We start from the raw sequence: 16,287 nt of genomic DNA on the forward strand, positions 1-16,287 counted from the left end.
GAGAGCGCATGCATGACGACGCCGTAAGGAATGCGTTTCTCGTGCAGGCAAAAGCCTGCGACAGCCTCGGCTCGCCCTTTACCGCACGGCTATGCCGCGCGGTGGCGGCAAGGCTTGACCGCCAGACGGAGGTGGGCGAGCGGATTTTATCCTGGCCGGGCGATGTCGGCCCCTCCGGCGATTCCGTTCCCCTGCGGCTGGCGGGTGCGCTCCATGCGCTTGCCATCAAGGAAAAGATCGCGCCGCTTGTCGATGTCCCGCCGGAAGACGACGAGGCTCTCTGGCAGGCTTGCGCCAGCGCCCTGCGTTTTCATTCCGCCTTCATCCTTGAAAGGTTGAAATCACCACCGCAGACCAACGAGGCTCGCCGTTCCGCCGTTCTGCTGCCGGGCTTTCTTTCGATTGCGGCATTGACCGGTAAACCGCTGGTGCTTTCCGAAGTGGGAGCCAGCGCCGGCCTCAACCTGCAATTCGACCGTTACCAGTATCGCCTCGGCGAACTCATCTGGGGCGAACAATCCGATGTTATCCTGTCACCAGAATGGCGCGGCAATACCCCATCCCATGAGCGGATCGAGGTTATCGAGCGCGCCGGCTGCGATCTCAACCCGCTTGATCCGTCATCCGTTGAAGACCGTCTGCGGCTGATGTCATATATCTGGGCCGACCAGACCGACCGGCTGGAGCGCACCGCCGCCGCGTTACGGATCGCGGTGGAGAACGGCCTGCAGGTCGAAAAGGCCGACGCCATAGACTGGCTGAAACGCCGCCTTGCCACACAATATCCGGGTACTGCCCACGTCGTCTATCATTCCGTCGCCTGGCAATATCTCCCCGATGGCTTGAAACAGGCAGGCGAAGCCCTGATCGCCGAGGCCGGAACCCGTGCGACGCCGGAGGCCCCGCTTGCCCGCCTGCAAATGGAGACGGATACGACATCCGGCAGTGCCGCCATTACCCTGCAAATCTGGCCGGGCGGCGGAAAACAGGAAATCGGCCGCGCCGATTTCCATGGGCGATGGGTGGAATGGCGGGGCTGGATGGCGGGTTAAACCGCCACGTCCTCAGCCGCCTCCAGCAGCAGCCCGCCGACATATTCGGCAAAGGAGCGCCAGCACTCCACCCGGAACGTATCGTCCGCGGTGCGCAGCAGCACCACTTCCGCCTTGCCGAAGACGGTGCGTGAGCAAGCGCCGACAGGGAATTTTGCTTGAGAAAGGTCCTGCGGGCAGCCGGCATTGAGCGCTGCTTCCGCGCCAGCGCCGGAGACGATGACGGCCGTGTTGCGGTGGGAAACATCGGTTGCCGAAAACAGACCCGAAACATTGGCGAGTGCTGCCATCAGGTCGCTTTCGCCCTGATCGATCACCAGCCATTCATCCGGCCCGATCCACAGGGCGGAACGCAGGCCCGAGGTGACGGAACTCTTCGGGCTGGTGGGCAGCGCAAGACCGAGCGCTTCGGACAGAGCCGGTACGGCGCTTTCCCGCGCCCGCAGCGACAGCCGCGCGGCGGAAGCCGCTGGCTTCAGCGATACGAAGGGTGAGCCGCCGTGAAAATCCTCAAGCACGGATTTGCGTTTTGCGTGCAGCATGTCAGCCATTGAGACGGGCTCCTTCCTTGTCGAGGAAGACCATGTCGGTCACTTCGACGGCAATGGTTTTATCGGCAAGCGGAATGTAAAGCGTTTCGCCGATGCGCGCCCTGCCATCCGCCACCAGCGCGAATGCGATGGAATGGCCGAGATTTTCCGACCAGTAGGCTGAGGTGACATGGCCGAGCATGGTCATCGGTTTCGGCTGGTTCGGATCGGCAACGATCTGGCCGCCCTCATCCGGAACGGTCAGCCGGTCCTTCGTCTTCAGTCCCACAAGCTGCTTGCGGCCGGCGCGCATGAGATCGGGGCGTTTCAGGCCACGAATGCCGACGAAATCCGTCTTCTTTTTCGAAACGGCCCAGGCAAGCCCGGCATCGTCAGGTGTCACCGTTCCGTCCGTATCCTGTCCGACGATGATATAGCCCTTCTCGGCACGCAGGATATGCATGGTTTCGGTGCCATAAAGGCAGCCGCCGACAGCTTCCGCCCTTTCGCGGATCGCATTCCAGACGGCTGGGCCATAGTCGGCCGGCACATTGATTTCGAAGCCGAGTTCGCCGGTGAAGGAGACGCGGAAGAGGCGCGTCGGCACACCGCAGAACTTGCCTTCGGCCACCGCCATATGCGGGAAGGCCTCCGGCGACAGATCGATGCCCTCGACGAAAGGCGCAATCACGTCGCGCGCCTTCGGCCCCTGCACGGCAATGACAGCCCACTGTTCGGTTGCCGAGGTGAGCCAGACGTTGAGATCGGGGAATTCGGTCTGGAGATAATCTTCCATGTGTTGGAGAACGCGCGGCGCGCCGCCCGTCGTGGTCGTGACATGGAACCAGTCTTCGGCAAGACGGCCGACGACGCCGTCATCGTAAACGAAACCGTCTTCACGGGTCATGATGCCGTAGCGGCAGCGGCCGGGTTTCAGCGTATCCCAGGCATTGGTGTAGATGAGGTTGAGGAACTTCGCCGCATCCGGGCCAACCACCTCGATCTTGCCGAGCGTGGAGGCATCGAACACGCCGACGCCCTCACGCACCGTCTTGCATTCGCGGTTGATCGCCTCATGCATGTCCTCACCCGCCCGCGGGAAGAACCAGGCGCGTTTCCAGTTGCCGACATCCTCGAACACCGCGCCGGCCGCCAGCTCTTCCTCGTGCATCGGCGTCTTGCGGGCGGGATCAAACAGCGCGCCGCGCGAATGGTTGATGAGCGTGCCGAAGGTGACCGGTGTATAGGGCTGGCGGAAGGTGGTGAGGCCGACCTTGGGCAAATCCCGGCCAAGCGCCTCCGATGCGATGGCGAGACCATGCATGTTGGACATCTTGCCCTGATCCGACGCCATGCCATTGGTGGTGAAGCGTTTGATATGCTCGACCGAATGCATGCCCTCGCGCACGGCAAGGCGAATATCCTTGGCGCAGACATCGTGCTGGAAATCGATGAAGGCCTTGACGCCGGTGCCCTCACCCGCGCCTTCGGCCGCACCGATCATGCCGCCTGTCCAGGTCCTGGCGTTCTCGCCGGAAAACTCCACGACGCCGCCACCGGCAGCCGCAGCCTCGGCAATCAGCGCGGAAAGATCGTCCGTGCCGTTGCAGGCACCGATGGAAACACCGTTCTGCACATGGATATCCGGCAGGAAACGCTGGTTAGCCGCGTCAAACTTCAGCTTGCCGCGCGATTGCGAGAAAAGATGCACCGAAGGTGTCCAGCCGGCGGAAACGACAAGCGCATCAATGGCGATCCTGCGCTTGTTGGAGCCGCCATTGCGGCCAACGGTCATGGAAGACACGCGCAGGCGACCGGCGGTGTTGTAAACGCTGTGGCCGGCCAGCACCTCGATGCCGAGCGCCCGCGCCTCGTCCAGCAGGCGCTGATCCGGGTTCTCCCGGCAATCAACGATGGCGGCGATCTTCACCCCCGCCTTCTTGAGATCGAAGGCCGTCTCATAGGCCGAATCATGGGCGGTGTAGACCCCGACATTGTGGCCGACGGCCACACCATAATGGTTGAGATAGGTGCGGGCGGCCGCAGCCAGCATGATGCCCGGCCGGTCGTTATTGGCGAAGACCATGTGGCGCTCAATCGCCCCTGCCGCCAGCACGACTTTCTTGGCGCGCACTTGCCACAGCCGCTCACGCGGCTGGTGTCTGGCGGGCGTGGCGAGATGGTCGGTCACGCGCTCGGCCAGCGCCACGAAATTGTGGTTGTAATAACCAAAGGCGGTGGTGCGCGTCAGAACCCGCACATTGGGCAGAGATTTCAGTTCGGCGAAGACCTTCTGCGCCCATTCATAACCGGAAAGACCGTCGATGACCGCACCGGTATCGAAGCGCAGCGCACCGCCGACTTCGGCATTCTCGTCCACCAGAATGACGCTTGCGCCGGTTTTTGCAGCAGCGAGCGCCGCCGTCAGGCCGGCAACGCCGGCGCCGGCGACGAGCACATCGCAATGGGCATAACGGCCGGAATAATGATCCGCATCCGGTTCGCCCGGCGCCTTGCCGAGACCGGCGGCGCGGCGGATCAGCGGTTCGTAAATCCTGTGCCAGGCGGCCTTCGGCCACATGAAGGTCTTATAATAAAAACCGGCCGCGAACATCGGCGACAGAAGATCGTTGATAGCGCTCAGATCGAAGGACAGCGACGGGAAACGGTTCTGCGAGGCGATGATCGCGCCGTCGAAAACCTCCTGAACCGTGGCGCGCACATTGGGCTGCTTGCGCAGGCTGTCACGCGAGACGTCGATCAGGGCGTTCGGCTCTTCCGGCCCGGCAGACAGAAAGCCGCGCGGGCGGTGATATTTGAACGAGCGGCCGATCAGATGCACGCCATTGGCCAGAAGCGCTGACGCGACGGTATCGCCCTCCAGCGCCGGATAGATCTTGCCGTCGAAGGTGAAGCGTGCGGTTCTGGCTGGCGTCAGGCGGCCGGCGCCCTTGATACGATAATCGCCGCTCATTGCCCGGCTCCCTTTTCTGCGGAAAGGACCGTTTCGGTATCGGGTTTCGGTTCACCCGCCTTGTAGGTCATCAGGAATTTGTCGCTCACCGAATCACGGGCGGCGTTGAAGAAGCGGCCGCAGCCGTGAATGTGACGCCAGCGCTCGAAAACGAGGCCCTTGTCATTGTCGCGGATGAAGAAATACTCCGCGAAGGCCTCGTCGGAGATATCGGCGATGTTTTCCGGCCGGGCAATGTGAGCTTCGCCCGCCCAGCGGAATTCCAGTTCGGAACGGTCTTCCCCGCAATAGGGGCAATGGATCAGAAGCATCGTCGCTCCACCTAGAGAGAATTTTCCGGAAGCGCTGTTCCGGCGGGTTGGTCACACAGCCGTCTGCCCATCGAAACGAACGGAGAAAGCCGCTTTAAAAGTTGCTCGAAATTATCGAATGGCCGCAGCGCCGAGGCCCGGCCCATATTGACGATGGCAACCGCCATCATGTCGGTGTCGATCGCGAAGGGGTAGTCCTGCTTGCCGTCCTCCTGCTCGCCGACGAAATAAACCATCTTCGTCGTAAGGTTGGGCGCGCAGAGAAGCAGGCCTTTTTCCGCCACGAAGGGCCAGTCTTTCTCACCCTGCATTTTCGCAATCTTCTGGCTGCGAAAATCCCTGGCCTCAGGGATGAAGCTGCCGGCGGGCACGGCTGCAGCCGCGCCAGATATATTGAGCGCAAGCACAGCCGCCGCCAGCATCAATGCGCCACCGCGGCAGCGGCAGCCTCGTCGATGAGACGGCCGGTACGGAAACGGTCAAGGGTCAAACCGGCCGCCAGGCGATGCGGTTCGCCACGGGCGATGAGATGCGCGAAGAGATTGGCCGAACCCGGCGTCGCCTTGAAACCACCCGTGCCCCAGCCGCAATTGACGAAGAGGTTCTGCACCGGCGTCACGCTCTGGATAGCCGAGCGGTCGGGTGTGTTGTCGGTGATCCCGCCCCATTGGCGCATCATCTTGACGCGGCGGAAGATCGGGAACAGCTCGCAGATGGCGTCGAGCGTGTGGATGATGATCTGCAGACCGCCGGTCTGCGAATAGGAATTATATTGATCGGTGCCTGCGCCGATAACCAGCTCGCCCTTGTCGGACTGGGAGATATAGGCATGCACCGTGTTCGACATGACGACACAGGGGAAGATAGGCTTCAGCGGTTCCGACACCAGCGCCTGCAGCGGGTTGGAATGCAGGGGAACACGCACGTCAGCCATCTTCATGATGACGGAGGAATGACCGGCGGCGGAAACCCCGATTTTTTTCGCGCCGATAAAACCACGATTGGTCTCCACACCCGTCACCGCGCCATCAGGTCCGCGGCGAATGCCCGTGACCTCACAATTCTGGATGATGTGCACGCCGCGGTCTGAAGCCGCGCGCGCATAACCCCAGGCCACCGCATCATGGCGGGCCGTGCCGCCGCGGCGCTGAAGGGCAGCGCCGTTGATCGGGTAACGCGCATTGCCTGATATATCGAGCGGCGGGCAATAGGCTTTCGCCTGCTCCGGCGTCAGCCATTCATTGTCGATGCCGTAAAGACGGTTGGCGTTGATATGGCGGCTGAAGGACTGCCGGTCATGGATATTGTGCGACAGCATCATCACGCCGCGCGCCGAATACATGACGTTGTAATTGAGATCCTGGCTCAAGCCTTCCCACAGCTTCAGGGAATGCTCGTAAATATCCATGCTCTCTTCATAGAGATAATTGGAGCGGATGATGGTGGTGTTACGGCCGGTATTGCCGCCGCCGAGCCAGCCTTTTTCCAGAACGGCGACATTGGTAATGCCATGTTCCTTGGCAAGGTAATAGGCCGCTCCGAGCCCATGCCCGCCGCCGCCGATGATGATGACATCATAATCCTTGCGCGGCTCGGGTGAAGCCCATTGCGCATCCCACCCTTTATGACCCCGCAACGCCTCACGCGCCACGGCAAAAACGGAATATTTGCGCATTCGCAGTCTGCTCCTCAAGAACCGGCCAGAGGCCGTAAACATAGTCCCGGCCCGTATCATACACATGGCAAATCGGGATGGGAGGCAATATCCATTTTGCGACGCCGCAATGATTTTGTTTCGACATCGCAGGCGGAATTCCGGGTAGGCCGCATTTTGCTGGTTGATTATGCGCTAGCGGCTGGACTTGCTGCAAATGATCTGTTATTGCACGTCACCAATCGCCCAGCTCGACAGCCGGACGAACCATTTTTTGTTTGCGTGTGAATGCCTTTATTCACACAGCAAGATAACCAAACTAAAGGAACGGGTTTAACGTGCAGGTACTAGTCCGCGACAATAACGTTGATCAGGCGCTCCGCGCCCTGAAGAAAAAGATGCAGCGCGAAGGCATTTTCCGTGAAATGAAAATGCGCGATTACTACGAAAAGCCCTCCCAGAAGCGCGCCCGCGAAAAGGCTGAAGCCGTTCGCCGCGTTCGCAAGCTGGCACGCAAGCGTGCACAGCGCGAAGGTCTGGTTGCTGGCCCCCGCGCAGGCCGTTAATAGGCCGTCTTTTGGACGTTTTTGAATGCTTGTTGGGCGGGGGCGATCAATTCGCCGCCGCTCTTTGTGTTTGTGGCCGGAGAATGTTCTTGAGAACGATCGTGAGACCGGCCTGCGAGGGAACCCACACCGAATGATCGCTGTCGACGCCTGTGTTGTGAAAAACTCCGATGCCTCCACGCGCCGGGTGCCATTAAAAAACAACAGAGGGTTCCGCGCTTCTCTGGTCATCTGTACCGTCCTTGCCGGTCTTTCCGGCTGCGCGACTTCCAACCAGACGGAAGATGTGTTCAGGATCGACCGCGCCCAGGGTTCGCAGGAAAACATCGCCTCGCTCACCTCGGTCATCAACGCCAATCCGCAGGATCCCGAAGGCTACAATGTCCGTGGCTCGGCTTACGGCCGCGCCGGCGATTCGCGCCGCGCCATTGAAGATTTCAACAAGGCGCTGCAGCTCAACCCGCGCTTTTACCAGGCCTATGCCAACCGCGCGCTGGTTTACCGCAATAGCGGACAGCAGCAGCAGGCCCTGCAGGACTACAACGCCGCCCTGCAGATCAATCCGAGCTATGACGTGGCGCTGATCGGCCGTGGCAATCTTTACCGCCAGTCCGGACGCGTGAACGAAGCTTTCAACGATTTCTCCCGCGCCATCGAGCTTGAAACCACCGACGGACGCGCCTGGCACAATCGCGGCCTGATCTATCAGTTGCGCAACCAGCATGCCCAGGCCATCGAAGACTTCTCGAAGGCTATCTCGCTGTCGTCGACATCGCCGGAGCCCTATAATGGCCGCGGCCTTTCTTACGTCGCACTCAACGACGACGAAAACGCCTTCGCGGATTTCAACCACGCCATTTCGCTTGACGGTAATGTGGCAGAATCCTGGGCCAACCAGGCGCTGGTCTATGAGCGGCGCGGCGAGATGGCCAAGGCCGCCAAGTCCTATGGGCATGCGGCCCGGCTCGACCCGAAATACAAGCCGGCACTTGACGGCGTTGCCCGCACACGCGGCGCCGGCGCCTCCTGATCAAACGGGCGCACGAACAAAAAAGCCGGCGGGTCTGTCACCCGCCGGCTTTTTTTATGGAAAATGCTGAGGTTTCAATGGCTGTCGCGACGTGCTTCGGGTGTGGCGTCACCCGCCCACAATTCCGCCTGCACCGCATTTTGAAACTCCATGACTTCACGCCGCATGGCGGCGTCCTCATAACCGAGTTCCGTCAGATGGGCGGCCAGTTCACGGCACTCCCTGCGCCAGAAATCATTCGCCTCCACACCATGCAGCCGGTCAAGCATGGTTGCACATCGTTTAACGTCGGCAATACGGTTCTTTGCCGGAAAGGCGATTACTTCTGAACTCGTTGTCACGCGGGCACCTTGCTCTTACTGAGGAATCAATACCGACTTTTTAAAGGCGAGATGGTTAACGAAGTCTGCAGAGGACGAAAGACAGCGAGCAATGGCCGCAAGAGAAGGATTTTACTGCTCTTCAAAGCACGAAATCGCATGGTAAGGCAGCCCCGATCGGGGGAAGTCATCAATTACCGAGGAATTTACCAATCAAGATTACCGAAATTTCATGCCGCAACCGTTAGAAGAAGTATATGTGTGTTGAAACAGCACCGGTCTCATCGTATATTTCTTGCAAAGAAAAAAAATGCCGCAGCGCAGTCAAAAATGGAGAAATCGTTCTCGGGAGGAGAGCACCATGTATGCACCTCGTGTTTTTTTCAGCATGATCGGTGCATTGCTTGCCTTTGCGGTTGCGACATATTTCATCCACGGCTCCTTCTACACGGCATTCATCCAAACCCTCATCTGTGCAGTCATTCTGCAAGTCGGCTATTTTATTGGGATTCTCGTTCTGGTCGCCCGGGAAAAACGGCGCATGCGGGAAACCTTCGCGCGGGACCGCGGCGCCGAGGCAATACAGGCGGACGCCGTAAAAAGCCCACCGCCGCATGGCGCCAAACTGACCGATATGTGAGTTTTTACGCAGCTTCTTTTATTGCGCCGCAAAAAAATCGCTTGCATCCACACGCCTGACACTTTCTGCTGGCCAAATCCTGACGGTTGGTCAAAGCAGAAGGACAACACATGGTGAGCGGTTCACAGCCCATTTGCGTCATCATCGCTGCGAAAAATGCATCCGAAACGATTGATATAGCCATCCGCTCCGCCCTTGTGGAGCCGGAGGTCGGGGAAGTCGTGGTTATCGACGACGGTTCCACCGATACGACGAGCGATGTGGCGCATGCGGCGGATGATGGCACGGGCCGTCTGCGGGTCGTCCGATTCGATGTCAACCGCGGCCCTTCGGCTGCACGCAACCACGCCATCTCGATTTCATCCGCGCCGTTGATCAGCATTCTCGATGCGGACGACTTCTTTTTCCGGGGTCGTTTCGCCGCCATGCTGGCCGATGACGACTGGGATCTCGTCGCCGACAATATCGCCTTCATCCAGCAATCGGTTCCCGGCGCCTCCTCCATGCAGCCAACCCGTTTCGAGCCGCAGGCGCGGTTTCTGTCGCTCACGGAATTTGTGGAAGGCAATATTTCCAGGCCCGGTGTGGAGCGCGGGGAAACCGGGTTTCTGAAACCGGCGATACGCCGCGCTTTTCTCGACAGACATGCACTGCGTTACGATGACGGCCTGCGGCTTGGCGAGGACTACGAGCTTTACGTGCGGGCGCTGGCCGCCGGTGCGCGTTACAAGGTCATCCGCCATTGCGGTTACGGCGCGATCGTGCGCGGCAACTCGCTGAGCGGCCGTCACCGCACCGAAGATCTTCGCCGCCTATATGAGGCGGACAAGGCCATTCTCGCCGGTTGCCGGCTTTCGGCAGAGGAAACGGCGATCCTGCGCGAACATGAAAAACATATCCGCGCCAAATTCGAACTCCGTCATTTTCTCGATACGAAAAAGCAGAAGGGCATGGGCGGGGCGCTGAGCCACGCTCTGGCGCGGCTGCCCGCCCTGCCCGCCATCACGCGCGGCATCTGGAGCGACAAGACCGCCCGATTCCGGAAATCGCCGCCGGTGCGGGATGTGCGTTATCTGCTGGACGGTACGCCGGTTTCGTAGGGGAAAAGACGACCTCCGCCAATTCTTTGCCGTCATCCTCGGGCTTGTCCCGAGGATCTACTCACGTATCGTATGATCGGTCGGTTGCAGATGCTGCGGGACAGGCCCGAGCATAACGATAGAGATCCCAGAGGATGGCATCCTCAAGCGAAGGCGGCAGAAAATTCTCTGCCGCATCCACTCTTCGCCCTCAGAGATAGTCCCGCTTCACCGTTTCCAGAACGGCGGCGAAACGCTCCTTGCGCTCCTCCAGCCGGCCATCCGGGCTGAGACGCGGCTCCGCGCGGCTTGCCTGCCAGAGCGCCAGCGTGGAAGGCGCTGCCAGCACCTGCTTGGCCAATTTGCGCAATGACCGAGGCTGCGTTTCCTGCGGTCGCACCAGCACGTCACCCTCATGCGCCGGGCCTTCATGCGCCAGAACAGAACCGGTATCGGCAATGACGGGGCCTGGCGGCGGCGGGAAGCTCATGCCCCAGAAGCGCGAACCCTTTTTCGCTGCCTCGGCGCGGGTTGAAACCGGCACGTAGCGCGGCTGATATTCGACACCCACGCTGCCGGCCCAGTCGCTCCATTTGAAGCTGTTGATCGACGGCGACGTGCTGACCGCGACCCATGGCACGCGGAAGGCATCGGCAAGGATTGCGCCATGCATGGATTCGGCAACGATGAATTCCGACTGGGCGATAGCGCGGATGACGGCCTTCGCCTCGCCGCGCGGATCGAGATAGGTTAGCCCGGCCGGTTCGCAGACCGTTTCCCACATGCCGAATTCCGCCGATTCCCAATGGGGAACGAAGGTCTTCTTGTAGAGCTTCGGCAGGCCTTTGAAGTCAGGCATCTCGGTGACCATGACAGCCGGGTCGACAATGCCCTTTTCAGGGGCGAGCCCGAGCTTGGCGGCGGTTTTGTCGCCGCGCACACAGCGAATATCCCAGAACTCGGTGCTGGTATCCGGCACTGCGCCATAACCATAGCCGCTGCCGATCACCAGCTTGCGCTGCTTTGCGGGCAAAAGAACATCGTTCAGCACGGTGCCGACGCCGACCAGCATGACATCGTCATGCACATCGCGCAGGCCCGGAAGCAAAAAATCCCACAGCCACAGGTTGAGATCGTCACCGAAATTGCCGTGATGAGATTCCCAGTGGTAAGGTTTCATGAGGTCACTCCTGGGTGAAAAAACATATAAATTCTTGCAGGCGAGAATTCGCTCATCTCGAGCGGACGATTTTTCCGGCGCCGAGTTCGAAAGCGGCACGCAGCAGCGCCGGATCGCGCATCGCCCATTTCAGAAGCAGTCCGAATTCGGGCGTCTTACGCCGTTTCAGATTGCCCGCCTGGCTCCACAGCGCCTGTTTGCGCGCCGTATTTTTATAGGAAGCGATGGAGGCGACATCGTCCGGCCGGCGTGAAAAACGGCCCTCCAGCGTATCGAGCGCCACCCAGGTATTGAACTGCTGACGCAGGAATTCGGGCGAGGTATTGTCGATGCTGTGGAAGATATTGACGCCCATGCCGCGCATCGCGCCGGCGTCATCACACAGAAGCGTCCGCTTCGATGCGAGGATGGAATCGCAGAAAAACAGCACGTCTTCCGCTGCCAGACGCAGCGCCGGGTCGAAGCGAATCTTCTCGAAAAGAGGACGGCCGATCACCATGCAGGAGAGATGCAGGAAGCTCCAGTTGCGCAGCATGACACTTGCGAGATCCGGCAGTTCGATCACCAGCGGCTTCTCGGAAAGCCTTGCCGCACCCTCATTCTTCTCCAGCTCGGAAATGGCGAAATGATAATAAAATTCGTCACTTGCCTGCATTGAGGCCCAGTAGCACTCGCCGCCATAGGTCTGGAGCGCGAAGGCAGCATTCTGCAGATGATCGGGTGTCCAGATATCGTCGGAATCAAGGAAGGCGACGTAGTCGGTGCCATCAGGCACATTGTCCAGACCGGTATTGCGGGCGCCGCCCGGCCCGCCGTTGGACTGTTTAATGACGATAATCCGGTCTTTCTGTTCCTGCGAAATTTCCGCAAGTTCCTGATCGATCGGGTATGGCGATTCGTCATCGACGATGACAAGATCGAAGTCCTGGTAAGTCTGCGCAAAAACCGATGCGAGTGCACGTCCCAAGATACCGTGCTGCTTTTGGTAGTAGGGAATGACGACAGTAAATCTTGCCATTGTTTCGCCCCTTGCGTTGATCAAGAAGTGTCGGGCCCGATCCTAAAAGCGGCCCCGATGGTATCGGCAACTCCCAACCGGCTTCCTCCCGCCGGCCTCCAGAAACAGGATGCTTGTATGCCCCCAGCGCCAAATGTAAAGACCATCACCACGAATGTCGGCTGGAGCGTTTTATCAAAAACAGGTACATTCGGGCTTAAATTTGTCACGGTCCCCATTCTCGCACGGCTGCTTTCCCCGGAGGAATTCGGGGTGGTGGCGGTAGGACTAACGGTTGTACAGTTTCTGACCATGATCGCCGGCGCGGGGCTCACCTCCGCCCTCATCGTCGAGAAGGAAGAGGATATGGAAACGATCCATACCGTCTTCTGGGCCAATCTGGCGATCTCCTGCACCATGGCCGCCGTCCTCTACATCTGGGCGGAGTTTTTCGGCGGGTTGCTGGGGGCGGTGGAAAGCGCCTATCTGCTGCGCATCATGGCTTTCCTCATTCCGCTGCAGCTTGCCGGCGATGTCGCCTATTCGCTGCTCGCCCGGCGCATGAATTTCAGCAAGGACGCGCTTTGGAGCATGGCGTCGGAAAGCATCGCGGCGGTTGTCGCCGTGGCGCTCGCCCTTTTCGGCTTCGGCGTCTGGGCGCTCATCATCCAGCTTTTCGCCGCCGCCCTCATCAGGCTTGTCGGGCTGTATGCCGTTTCCCGCTATTGCCCGCGTTTCGTCATGAAACCGCGCCGTCTCGTGCCGCTTCTCGGCTTCAGTTCGGGGCTGATGGGATCGGAAATCGCCAATTTCGTCACCTTCCAGTCACCGATGGTGGTCATTGCCCGGCACCTCGGTCTGGCGGATGCCGGCGCCTATTCCGCTTCCAATCGTTTCGCCAGCATTCCCAATCAGGTGGTTCTGTCGGCCGTCATGGGCGTTCTGTTTCCCGCCTTCAGCCGCATGATGGACGATCCGCAGCGGCGTCGTGATGCGCTGATGTTCAGCACCCAGGTGCTGACGGTGCTCTTGGCGCCAATGATGTTCGGCCTCTGGGCCGTGGCCGAACCCGCCATGCTTGTCATTTTCGGGCAGAACTGGGCCTATGCATGGCCGGTTCTCGGCCTGCTGGCGCTATCGAAGGCCATTTTGACACCATGCAGCACCTTCATCCCCTACCTGAAGGGTGCAGGTTACGGCCGCGTATTGTTCTGGTCGGCGACCATCCGCGCCATCGTCACCACGGTGGCAGTGTGGCTCGCAGCACTTTATGGCACGCTGATCGACGCCATGGTCTGGCTCTGCATCGTTAATGCCATAACGCTGGTCGCCTATTCCTGGGCGGTGTTCAAGGCGAGCGACACACCTTTCTTCCGCGGCCTTTATGTCAGCAGCAGGCCGATGATCGCGGCACTCGTGATGGCCGTTGCGGTACGTTATCTGCTTCAGGTTCTGGCTGAGCGCATTCCCAGCGCCACCCTTCAGGTTCTCATCGGCGCAGCCGTGGGCGGCGTCATCTACGGCGTGCTGATCCTGCTCACCGAACGCGCACTGCTCGGGAAAATCCTAGGCATGGTCAAATCGCGGCGTATGCGGGACGCTGCAACCCAAGGTTAGAAATATCGCAGAAAAATGCGCCTCATTTCCGCCGTTAAGCGCCCCTGCCGCGGTGTTTTCATTCACCGCGGCAGGGGTGCGTCACCTATCTTTTTGCGATGCAACATCACGACAAATGACAAATTCACACGCTTCAGCGATTTTTAACGATGCGCGATTTTATAAAAATTATATTTATTTCAATTACTTAACCTTTTGATGCCGAAGAAATGTCGCTGACGCCAGACATTCACCCGCAAAATCTAATCTTGTGTTTTTCCCGCGTCGCCACATTTTATCCCAAAGTCGAAATCAGACTTCTCAGCGCGGGCTTAAGTTCGCTCTGGTTGCAACGCGGCGTGGGTGGACGCCGCCCAATAGGGGTGACTGATGTGACTGTCGATCAGAACCTATCCTCCCGTATCAACTTGATGCGTATATTGCTGATATCAGGGATCGTGTTCGTCCATGTGCCGCACGATGCCGAAACCAGCCCGTTTCTTGGCCTTTACGGCTTCTTTGACTGGCTGCGGGTTTTTCTGGGCGATGCGCTGTTTCGCATTGGTGTTCCCTGTCTCAGCGCCATTTCCGGCTATCTGCTGTTTCGCCGCGGCATGAGCGGGTTCGATTATCCGGCGACGATACGCTCCAAGTCGAAAACCGTGCTGCTGCCTTTCCTTCTGTGGAATGGCGCGCTGTTTGCGGCCGTATTGCTGATCCAGCTCTTCGATATCGGCATCGGATATTTCCCCGATCTGTGGAACGCCAGCCCGCGTGAAATCATCAGCCATGGAACCGCACTCGAAGAGCTGCCGGTAAATGTGCCGCTTTATTTCCTGCGCGACCTGTTCGTCTGCATCCTGCTGTCGCCGGTGCTCGCCTTTCTGATGCGCCGCTTCGCCTTGCCGACCCTCGCCATCCTGCTCTTCATCACCGCCATGCCTGACCTGACGATTTTCATCGTCCAGAAGAAATCCATTCTCTTCAGCTTCTCCCTCGGCATCGCGCTTGCCCTCCACCGTATCGACGTCAAGGCGCTCGACCCCTACGCCGTGCCGATCATGGCGCTGACCTTTGTCGCCTCGGCCATGCTGGCGACGGGACTTTATTTCACCGGGCCGGAATTCACCTTCTGGCTCAACATGTCGCGCAATCTGCTTGCCGTCTTCGGCGCGCTCGGCTTCTGGGCATCCTCCGCGCTGTTGATCCGCAGCCGGCTTGGCCAGCGGCTTGCCGAAACCGGCAGCCTGAGCTTCTGGATATTCTGCGCCCATTATCCCCTGCTGGTCATCATGTGGATGGTCTGGAACAAGGGCGGGCCGGACTTCTATCCCGCCTTCTACATCACCGCGACATTATCCGCCTTCGTCATTCTGATCATCAGCAACGCGCAGACGCGGAAATATCTACCCGCCGTCTATTCCGTGCTCACCGGAAGCCGCAACGGCAAACGCAAGACGATGACCGATTTTGCGACCAAACGGGCCTCCATGATCGGCCCGCCCACATCCGAAACGCTTTATTCGCAACGACAGAGGTGAACCAATGACAACATTTGTCACCCGCGTTCAGACACGCATTCTTCTTGCCACGGCCCTTTCGGCCGCAGCTTTTGCAACGCCGATCCACGCGCAGGAAGGCAACGGCGCGTCCTTCATCGAGAACTTCGATTCCATGGACCGATCTTTCTGGTACGTTTCCGACGGCTGGAACAACGGCGCGCACCAGAACTGCACCTGGTCGAAGAAGCTGGCGACGGTGGAAAACGGCCAGCTCACGCTCGGTTTCGAGGAAGCCAAGGCCGGTGATCGCAACTTCGCCTGCGGTGAAATCCAGACCAAGGGGCGTTATCGCTACGGCACCTATGAAACACGGATGAAGGCCGCCACCGGCTCCGGCCTGAACTCCGCCTTCTTCACCTATATCGGCCCGACCGACAAGAAGCCGCACGATGAAATCGACTTCGAGGTTCTCGGCAAGAACACGGGCAAGGTGCAGCTGAACCAGTATATTTCCGCCAAGGGCGGTAATGAGAAGCTGGTGCCTGTGGAAGGCGGCGCCGATGCCGGCTTCAATGACTATGCCTTCGTCTGGGAGCCGCAGCGCCTGCGTTATTACGTCAACGGCAAGCTCGTCCATGAAGTGACGGACGAGACAAAAATCCCCCAGAACGCCCAGAAGATTTTCTTCAGCCTGTGGGGCACCGACACGCTGAAGGACTGGATGGGCCGGTTCTCCTATGCGGGACCATCACAAATGATCGTTGACCGGTTTGCCTTCACGGCGCTCGGCGACAAATGCCAGTTTCCAGAGTCCATCGCCTGCGCCCTTAACTGACCGCATTTTTGAACCGCTCCG

Annotated in this window: 16 protein-coding genes; 8 read left to right on the forward strand and 8 right to left on the reverse strand. The window is 59.5% G+C overall.

Annotated elements, in window-relative coordinates:
• Nucleotides 1-8 precede the first annotated feature (8 nt).
• Nucleotides 9-1,052, forward strand: a complete 1,044-nt coding sequence (locus tag CFB10_RS18685) for a DUF2332 domain-containing protein (protein ID WP_026363571.1) — start codon at nucleotides 9-11, stop codon at nucleotides 1,050-1,052.
• Here CFB10_RS18685 and CFB10_RS18690 read toward each other — a convergent pair.
• Genes CFB10_RS18690 through CFB10_RS18710 form a run of 5 tightly spaced genes read right to left on the reverse strand, consistent with a single transcriptional unit; the run spans nucleotide 1,049 to nucleotide 6,542 of the window.
• Entirely contained in the window at nucleotides 1,049-1,603 is a 555-nt protein-coding gene (locus CFB10_RS18690) for a sarcosine oxidase subunit gamma (protein ID WP_020010029.1), read from the reverse strand. The genes CFB10_RS18685 and CFB10_RS18690 overlap by 4 nt on opposite strands.
• Entirely contained in the window at nucleotides 1,596-4,556 is a 2,961-nt protein-coding gene (locus CFB10_RS18695; protein ID WP_020010030.1) for a sarcosine oxidase subunit alpha, read from the reverse strand. The genes CFB10_RS18690 and CFB10_RS18695 overlap by 8 nt, the downstream gene beginning before the upstream one ends.
• Complete coding sequence (locus CFB10_RS18700) at nucleotides 4,553-4,867, reverse strand: sarcosine oxidase subunit delta (RefSeq protein ID WP_003508553.1); 315 nt, start codon at nucleotides 4,865-4,867, stop codon at nucleotides 4,553-4,555. Before CFB10_RS18700 ends, CFB10_RS18695 begins: the two co-directional genes overlap by 4 nt.
• An 11-nt stretch (nucleotides 4,868-4,878) precedes the next feature.
• Complete coding sequence (locus tag CFB10_RS18705) at nucleotides 4,879-5,289, reverse strand: hypothetical protein (protein WP_020010031.1); 411 nt, start codon at nucleotides 5,287-5,289, stop codon at nucleotides 4,879-4,881.
• Nucleotides 5,289-6,542 carry a sarcosine oxidase subunit beta family protein gene (locus CFB10_RS18710; RefSeq protein ID WP_020010032.1) on the reverse strand — a complete coding sequence of 418 codons (1,254 nt, stop codon included), beginning with the start codon at nucleotides 6,540-6,542 and terminating at the stop codon, nucleotides 5,289-5,291. Before CFB10_RS18710 ends, CFB10_RS18705 begins: the two co-directional genes overlap by 1 nt.
• A gap of 317 nt (nucleotides 6,543-6,859) precedes the next feature.
• Here CFB10_RS18710 and rpsU point away from each other — a divergent pair, with 317 nt between their 5' ends.
• Both rpsU and CFB10_RS18725 read left to right on the forward strand, forming a co-directional pair.
• Nucleotides 6,860-7,087, forward strand: a complete 228-nt coding sequence (gene rpsU / locus CFB10_RS18720; RefSeq protein ID WP_003508541.1) for a 30S ribosomal protein S21 — start codon at nucleotides 6,860-6,862, stop codon at nucleotides 7,085-7,087.
• A 133-nt stretch (nucleotides 7,088-7,220) separates the two neighbouring features.
• Nucleotides 7,221-8,117: a tetratricopeptide repeat protein gene (locus CFB10_RS18725; RefSeq protein ID WP_020010033.1), complete on the forward strand. Its 897-nt coding sequence runs from the start codon at nucleotides 7,221-7,223 to the stop codon at nucleotides 8,115-8,117.
• Between the two features lie 74 nt (nucleotides 8,118-8,191).
• Here the strand turns inward: CFB10_RS18725 and CFB10_RS18730 are convergent, their stop codons facing one another.
• Nucleotides 8,192-8,458 (reverse strand): DUF6074 family protein, encoded by a 267-nt coding sequence (locus CFB10_RS18730; RefSeq protein ID WP_026363572.1) that lies wholly within the window; start codon nucleotides 8,456-8,458, stop codon nucleotides 8,192-8,194.
• 340 nt (nucleotides 8,459-8,798) lie between these two features.
• On the opposite strand from CFB10_RS18730, the gene CFB10_RS18735 reads away from it, so the two are divergent.
• Together CFB10_RS18735 and CFB10_RS18740 are read left to right on the forward strand one after the other, a co-directional pair.
• The gene (locus CFB10_RS18735; protein WP_020010035.1) at nucleotides 8,799-9,077 is read left to right on the forward strand and encodes an exopolysaccharide production repressor protein; all 279 of its coding nucleotides are present in this window, start codon (nucleotides 8,799-8,801) and stop codon (nucleotides 9,075-9,077) included.
• A 110-nt stretch (nucleotides 9,078-9,187) separates the two neighbouring features.
• Nucleotides 9,188-10,177: a glycosyltransferase family 2 protein gene (locus tag CFB10_RS18740; RefSeq protein WP_020010036.1), complete on the forward strand. Its 990-nt coding sequence runs from the start codon at nucleotides 9,188-9,190 to the stop codon at nucleotides 10,175-10,177.
• 190 nt (nucleotides 10,178-10,367) lie between these two features.
• Here the strand turns inward: CFB10_RS18740 and CFB10_RS18745 are convergent, their stop codons facing one another.
• A complete protein-coding gene (locus CFB10_RS18745; protein ID WP_020010037.1) occupies nucleotides 10,368-11,336 on the reverse strand; it encodes a polysaccharide pyruvyl transferase family protein in 969 nt (322 codons plus the stop codon).
• Nucleotides 11,337-11,388: 52 nt separating this feature from the next.
• A complete protein-coding gene (locus CFB10_RS18750) occupies nucleotides 11,389-12,354 on the reverse strand; it encodes a glycosyltransferase family 2 protein (RefSeq protein ID WP_003508524.1) in 966 nt (321 codons plus the stop codon).
• Nucleotides 12,355-12,471: 117 nt separating this feature from the next.
• Between CFB10_RS18750 and CFB10_RS18755 the strand changes: the two genes are divergently transcribed.
• The 3 genes from CFB10_RS18755 to CFB10_RS18765 all read left to right on the forward strand — a co-directional run bounded on the left by CFB10_RS18755 (nucleotide 12,472) and on the right by CFB10_RS18765 (nucleotide 16,266).
• The gene (locus CFB10_RS18755; protein ID WP_026363573.1) at nucleotides 12,472-13,950 is read left to right on the forward strand and encodes a lipopolysaccharide biosynthesis protein; all 1,479 of its coding nucleotides are present in this window, start codon (nucleotides 12,472-12,474) and stop codon (nucleotides 13,948-13,950) included.
• Between the two features lie 410 nt (nucleotides 13,951-14,360).
• Entirely contained in the window at nucleotides 14,361-15,470 is a 1,110-nt protein-coding gene (locus CFB10_RS18760; protein WP_026372536.1) for an acyltransferase, read from the forward strand.
• Between the two features lie 4 nt (nucleotides 15,471-15,474).
• Entirely contained in the window at nucleotides 15,475-16,266 is a 792-nt protein-coding gene (locus CFB10_RS18765; RefSeq protein ID WP_020010040.1) for a glycoside hydrolase family 16 protein, read from the forward strand.
• The last annotated feature ends 21 nt before the right edge of the window (nucleotides 16,267-16,287 follow it).

Source organism: Agrobacterium sp. 719_389, assembly GCF_900188475.1.
Classification (GTDB): Bacteria; Pseudomonadota; Alphaproteobacteria; order Rhizobiales; family Rhizobiaceae; genus Agrobacterium; species Agrobacterium radiobacter.